6 protein-coding genes are annotated in these 5,983 nt (G+C 41.1%); all 6 read right to left on the bottom strand.

The genetic code is table 11. The features are described 5' to 3' along the window. On the bottom strand, positions 1 to 807 hold an 807-nt coding region (locus AB5Z52_RS15830), incomplete at its 3' end, for an FtsW/RodA/SpoVE family cell cycle protein (RefSeq protein WP_368267003.1). Positions 808 to 809: 2 nt separating this feature from the next. Continuing rightward, positions 810 to 1,109, bottom strand: a complete 300-nt coding sequence (locus AB5Z52_RS15825) for a YlaN family protein (RefSeq protein ID WP_003126453.1) — start codon at positions 1,107 to 1,109, stop codon at positions 810 to 812. A gap of 377 nt (positions 1,110 to 1,486) precedes the next feature. After that, positions 1,487 to 2,521 carry a diacylglycerol kinase gene (locus AB5Z52_RS15820; RefSeq protein ID WP_096711045.1) on the bottom strand — a complete coding sequence of 345 codons (1,035 nt, stop codon included), beginning with the start codon at positions 2,519 to 2,521 and terminating at the stop codon, positions 1,487 to 1,489. Between the two features lie 10 nt (positions 2,522 to 2,531). Then, positions 2,532 to 3,962 carry an Asp-tRNA(Asn)/Glu-tRNA(Gln) amidotransferase subunit GatB gene (gene gatB, locus AB5Z52_RS15815; protein ID WP_003126451.1) on the bottom strand — a complete coding sequence of 477 codons (1,431 nt, stop codon included), beginning with the start codon at positions 3,960 to 3,962 and terminating at the stop codon, positions 2,532 to 2,534. Continuing rightward, on the bottom strand, positions 3,959 to 5,431 hold the full coding sequence (gatA, locus tag AB5Z52_RS15810) for an Asp-tRNA(Asn)/Glu-tRNA(Gln) amidotransferase subunit GatA (protein WP_003126450.1): 1,473 nt from the start codon (positions 5,429 to 5,431) through the stop codon (positions 3,959 to 3,961). The genes gatB and gatA overlap by 4 nt, the downstream gene beginning before the upstream one ends. Then, positions 5,431 to 5,736 carry an Asp-tRNA(Asn)/Glu-tRNA(Gln) amidotransferase subunit GatC gene (gatC, locus tag AB5Z52_RS15805; RefSeq protein ID WP_003126448.1) on the bottom strand — a complete coding sequence of 102 codons (306 nt, stop codon included), beginning with the start codon at positions 5,734 to 5,736 and terminating at the stop codon, positions 5,431 to 5,433. Before gatC ends, gatA begins: the two co-directional genes overlap by 1 nt. Between the last annotated feature and the right edge of the window lie 247 nt (positions 5,737 to 5,983).

Here is a 5,983-nt window from a genome sequence, read left to right as displayed (position 1 = left end):
GCCTCGTTTTTGAATACTATTTCCTAATCCGCGACCAAATAATCCGCCATTGAACATGGCATAATATCCATTGACCATTTGATGTCCTGTATCAAATTCATCGGCAAAAGGATTGGTGAAAGCGGCAAATCGATTGTAGATATATTCAGGCAGAAATTTCCCACCTGTCAAATTGACAAAAGTAATCGCCAAAAAACTAAAGAGAACTGTGGCCCCACCTAATATCAGGGTATACACATAGTTTAATCCGCTAGCCAGCAAAACCACAAAAGCCAGCATGAAAATAATAACAGCGTTCCCGAAATCGGGATAGAAGGCCAAAATCACCGTATAAGCCAATACGATCGCCATTGGTCTTCTCACAGAACCCCAGAAGTCTTGCTGGATGCCCTCTTGGCGATAAGAGAATGTGACCGACAAGAACCAAATGATAATAAACTTTAAGTACTCCGCTGGCTGAACAGAGAATCCTGCAATCGAGAGCCAGCCCCATGCACCATTCCTTTTTTGGAAGAAAAAGGCGGCGATCAAAAGAAAGAAAATAACGATCATGGCAATTTGGACAAACTTCTTATTGCGAAAGACATCAGTTTTCATCTTGTACATGATCGTGATCATAATCAAACTTACCACCCAAAAAACGGCTTGATTGATCACATAAGCTGCTGAAGTAGTCGGTGGCTTTGCTGTCATAGCGACATATGAGGTCGAACTGTAAACCATCATCAAACCAGTTACGCATAAAATAAGGTAAGGTATTAAAATGCTATAGTCTAAAAGGTGTCTTTTTTTAACTTTTTCTGGCAAGATTATGCCTCCTTGCCGATTTCAGTAGATTTTTGTTCTTCATATACTTCGCTATACAATTGATTTAGGTCTTTTTCCAGATCTGCCATCAATTGTTGGCCAGCAGCATTGTCTACAATACCCAAGCGTGTTGCGAAAGCGACTTGTCGTGATAAGCCATACATTTGTGTGTCAACGACTTCCTCGAATGCTTTACACTGAGCAATACACAAACTATTTTCTTGATTGCGAATCAATCGTTTGATTCGTTCGGCATCCTCTAAAAGCAGATTCAATGCCATTTCTGAATCAATCTGCGCCATTCTGGTCCCCCCCCATTTCTTAGTTTCATTATTATAGCATATTCTATACCGATTTGGCACAGTAGGATGCCATAAATTCAACCGTAAATAACGAACATAAATTTTTTTTTGCTAACAAAAAAAGCGAATTATCGACTGATATAAAAAAAAGAAGTATTTTCATTCGTTTTTTTCTGTTTCATTGGTTCCGCTTTGCTTTGTAAATCGTGAAACACGAACCAATTGTGAAACATTCAAAGCGATTCACTTAATAAGGAAAAAGACAAAAGATTGATCCAGCAGCCTTTATTGAAAAAAAAGAAGTGGAATTGTCCACATGTTCTTTCTTCCTTTCAAAAAAAGAACAGGAAGCGCACCGCTTCATGTTCTTTTGATTACTACTGTTTCTGCTTTTCACCGATAAAGCCATCACCGTTGATGTCCTCATCTGATAACCGTTCGACTTCTTTGATGAATCCCTGACTAAGTTCTTCGTAAGATTCTCCAACAACTGCGTCATCTGGAATTTGATCTAGGTTAGCAAAAAATTCAATATGATTATGCAAGTTGGTAAAGATCATCGGGGCATCGCCGCCGTATTCACCATCTAAATTGATCATCAAACAATCTTTTGCATCTGGCGCATCGACTTCTAAACGAGACGTTTTTGTATAGATCAAGCGTCGGTCATTGATATGTTTGCCACCGTTCATCATCAATGCAATCAGATGAACGATCTCAAAAATATTTGCCGTTTTCACTATGATCAGCGAAAATTTCCCATCGTCAAGTTTCGCATCCGGGGCGATTTGTTCAAAACCTCCCACTGAATTCGTCAATCCTAGGAAGAACATCGAAGCGCCGCCAATATATTCTCCATCGTCATATTTAAAGTGCATCTTGATTGGTTTGACTCGCGGCAACAATTCTGCGCCTTTTGCAAGATATGCCAAATAACCGAACACACTCTTCAACTCTGAAGGAACATCATAGGTCAACTCAGTCAGGTGTCCACCTGCAGCGATATTGATAAAATAATCCCGATCAGTTTTTCCAATATCCATTTTGATCGTTTGTTCCTTGAGAATGACTTCTGCAGCAGCCTTCACATCGTTTCTAGGAATCTTCAATGCACGAGCATAATCATTGGTTGTTCCGCCTGGGATGATCGCCATTTTGGGGCGCTTTTTTAGCGGAGCGATACCATTAACTACCTCATTAATGGTTCCGTCGCCTCCGGCTGCAACAACCAGATCAAATCCGGCTCTCCCTGCCCTACTCGCTTCATCGCGAGCAGAGAATGGGAGAGCAGTCGTCGCAAAAGCACTGGCTTCATAACCGGCTTTCTCTAAGACTTCTAATATATCGGCAAGATGTTTACGAATCAGTTCTTTTCCTGATGTTGGATTATAAATGACTCTGGCTCTTTTCATATTCCGCCTCTTATCGTTTTGCTAATTCTTCTTGAAGTAATTTGTTCACAACGCCAGGGTTCGCTTGTCCTTTAGTTGCTTTCATGATTTGACCAACTAAGAACCCAACTGCCCGGTCTTTTCCGTTCTTGAAGTCATCAACAGATTGTTGATTCTTATCCAAGACTTCATTGATCATTGGCAGAAGTTGTGCTGGATCGGATAGTTGGATCAATCCTTTCGCCTTGACAACTTCTTTGGCATCGCCGCCATTGGTGATCAATTCTTTAAAGACTTTTTTCGCAATCTTAGAACTGATCGTTCCATCAGCAATCAGTTGGATCATTCCTGCAAGATTATCCGGCGTTAATTTGGTTTCTTCTAATTCCAATTTTTCACTGTTCAAGTAGGCCGAAACTTCACCCATCAACCAGTTTGATGCTTGTTTTGGTTCCGCCCCAGCATCGATGGTTGCTTCAAAGAAGTCGGACATTTCTTTGGTCAGTGTCAAGACCATTGCGTCGTATTCTGGCAATCCAAGTTCGTTGATGTACCGTTGGCGGCGTTTTTGTGGAAGTTCTGGCAATGTTTGCCGTACTCGTTCGATCCATTCGTCATCAATAACAAATTTAGGAATATCTGGTTCTGGGAAATAACGGTAATCAGATGATCCTTCTTTGACCCGCATCAAGATTGTCTTATTAGTGGTTTCATCAAAACGACGTGTTTCTTGTTGGATCTCACCGCCAGAAAGCAATACTTTTGCTTGGCGTTTTTCTTCGAAAGCCAAGCCTTTTTTGACAAAGGACATAGAGTTTAGGTTTTTCAATTCGGTTTTGGTACCAAAAGCTTCTTGACCATAAGGACGTAAAGAGATATTGGCATCACAACGCATGGATCCTTCTTCCATCTTCACATCAGATACTTCTGTAAATTGGATGATAGAGCGCAAAGCTTCCAAATAAGCATAGGCTTCTTCTGGCGAGCGCATATCTGCTTCAGAAACGATCTCGATCAACGGCGTGCCCTGACGATTTAAATCCACATAGGAATAGCCGCCGATGCCATGCATATTTTTCCCTGCATCTTCTTCAAGATGAACCCGCTCAATACGGATTTTTTTCTTTTTGCCTGCTACTTCGATCTCGATCCAACCATCATGACCGATTGGTTGGTCAAATTGAGAAATTTGATAGGCTTTCGGATTATCCGGATAGAAATAGTTTTTGCGGTCGAAATGAGTATCTTTGGAAATTTCACAGTTTAACGCTAGTGCTGCTTTCATCCCAAATTCTAACGCGGCTTTATTCATCACCGGTAATACCCCTGGATAACCCCAGTCAATCACATTCGTATTGCTATTTGGCTCGGCACCAAAATGTGCTGGCGCCGGTGAAAAGATTTTTGAGTTTGTTTTTAATTCTACGTGGACTTCAAGCCCAATGACTGTTTCGAAGTTCATGCGTTATTCCCTCCTAAAATCACTGGTTTTTTCGTATGAAAATCAGTTGCTTGTTCAAACGCATAAGCCGCTTGATACATCGTTGCTTCATCAAAATGTTTACCAATGATTTGCAAACCGACTGGTAATCCTTCAGAAAATCCTGCTGGTACAGACATACCTGGCAATCCAGCCAAATTGACTGGAATCGTTAAGATATCATTCATGTACATTGTGATTGGATCATTGATATTTTCACCTAGACCAAAAGCAACGGTTGGAGATGCAGGACCAATAATCAAATCGTAATCAGCAAATACTTTGTCAAAATCTTGTTTGATCAATGTACGGACTTGTCCAGCCTTTTTGAAGTAAGCATCATAATATCCAGCACTTAATGAGAATGTCCCTAACATGATCCGGCGTTTTACTTCTTCTCCGAATCCTTCACTACGAGAATTGACATACACATCGTCTAGATTTTTTACGTTTTCTGAACGGTAGCCATAACGGATTCCGTCAAAACGTTGCAAGTTAGAGCTTGCTTCAGAAGAGGCAATAATATAATAAACGGAAACGCCATATTTAGAATGAGGCAAGCTGACTTCTTCGACTGTTGCTCCTAATGCTCGGAATGTTTCTGCCGCTTTCAACACAGCTTCACGGACACCAGGTTGAATCCCCTCACCCATATATTCTTTTGGCAGCGCAACTTTCATACCTTTGATATCGCCAGTTAACCCTGCAGCAAAATCTGGTACTGCTACTCCAGCAGAAGTGCTGTCTTTGGCGTCAAATCCACTAATGGCAGACAATGCCAGTGCATTATCTTTTACTGAACGAGTCATTGGTCCGATTTGATCCAATGAAGAAGCAAACGCAATCAGACCAAAACGTGAAACACGACCATATGTTGGTTTCATTCCTACGATTCCATTGAAAGAAGCAGGCTGCCGGATCGAACCACCTGTGTCACTCCCTAATGAGACTGGTACTTGCCCAGCAGCTACTGCAGCTGCAGAACCACCAGAAGAACCGCCAGGAACTTTGGTATGATCCCACGCATTCTTTGTTTTTTTGAAGTAGGAAGTTTCCGTACTTGCTCCCATGGCAAATTCATCCATGTTCAATTTACCGACTGGTATCATGTCTGCTTGGTAGACTTTTTCCATCACAGTTGCATCATATATTGGTTCAAAGTTAGCCAAGATCTTAGATGCAGCTGTAGTCAGTAGGTCTTTGGTCACGATATTGTCTTTGATCCCAATCGGAATCCCTGCCAAAACATTGCTTTCAGAAATACCCTTCTCATCAATTGCTTTGGCTAATGCCATCGCGTTTGACTCGTTCAATGTAATAAAAGAATCCACTTTTGGTTCAGTCGCTTTGATTTGCTCGAATGTCTCTGCTGTCAAATCGACAGCTGAAATTTCTTTGGAAACAAGCATGCCATGGAGCTCTTCCAAACTTTTACTTACTAATTCTGTCATTACGCACCGGCCTCCCCATTATCAATAATTGCTGGTACTTTAATGAAACCATCTTCTGATTCCGGCACATTACGCATCAATTCTTGTCGGTTCCAGCCTTCTGCTGCGATATCTTCACGCATCACATTGATTGTTTCAGCAACGTTTGATGTAAATGGCACACCTTCTGTGTCTACTTCCTCTAAGGTTTCTACCATATCAATAATTTTTCCTAGCTGAGAGGTAAACTCATGTAATTCATCATCTGAGAATGATAATTTTGCTAGCTTGGCAACGTGTTTGACTTGTTCTTCGCTTATCGCCATAAAATCCTCCTCTTTCTCGCATCCATAAAAATACGTTTACGTTTTTCCAATGTATTGTATCACTTTTCCAGCAAATCATGAAATACATTTTGAAAATTATCATACTTAATTGAAAATGTAGGTCTCGATTTTTTCTGCCCCATCTTTACGGGCAATAAAAGCTTGCTGTTTCCCTAGAGAGCCAACTTGGACTTCGATCTCGCCAGGAACTCCTTTGAAGACAGATTCGACTTGCTTTGCGCTATAC

The organism is Enterococcus sp. RTP21361st1_A6_RTP21361_211029 (assembly GCF_040910045.1).
Classification (GTDB): Bacteria; Bacillota; Bacilli; order Lactobacillales; family Enterococcaceae; genus Enterococcus_D; species Enterococcus_D gallinarum.
The sequence above is the reverse complement of the archived record's forward strand: the minus strand, read 5'-3'. Positions and strand labels throughout refer to the sequence as shown.

What these genes read in the sequence shown, in the direction of transcription:
- AB5Z52_RS15820 (WP_096711045.1), bottom strand. Translation starts at nt 2,521, where the DNA reads ATGAAAAGAGCCAGAGTCATTTATAATCCAACATCAGGAAAAGAACTG.
- gatB (WP_003126451.1), bottom strand. Translation starts at nt 3,962, where the DNA reads ATGAACTTCGAAACAGTCATTGGGCTTGAAGTCCACGTAGAATTAAAA.
- gatA (WP_003126450.1), bottom strand. Translation starts at nt 5,431, where the DNA reads ATGACAGAATTAGTAAGTAAAAGTTTGGAAGAGCTCCATGGCATGCTT.
- AB5Z52_RS15825 (WP_003126453.1), bottom strand. Translation starts at nt 1,109, where the DNA reads ATGGCGCAGATTGATTCAGAAATGGCATTGAATCTGCTTTTAGAGGAT.
- gatC (WP_003126448.1), bottom strand. Translation starts at nt 5,736, where the DNA reads ATGGCGATAAGCGAAGAACAAGTCAAACACGTTGCCAAGCTAGCAAAA.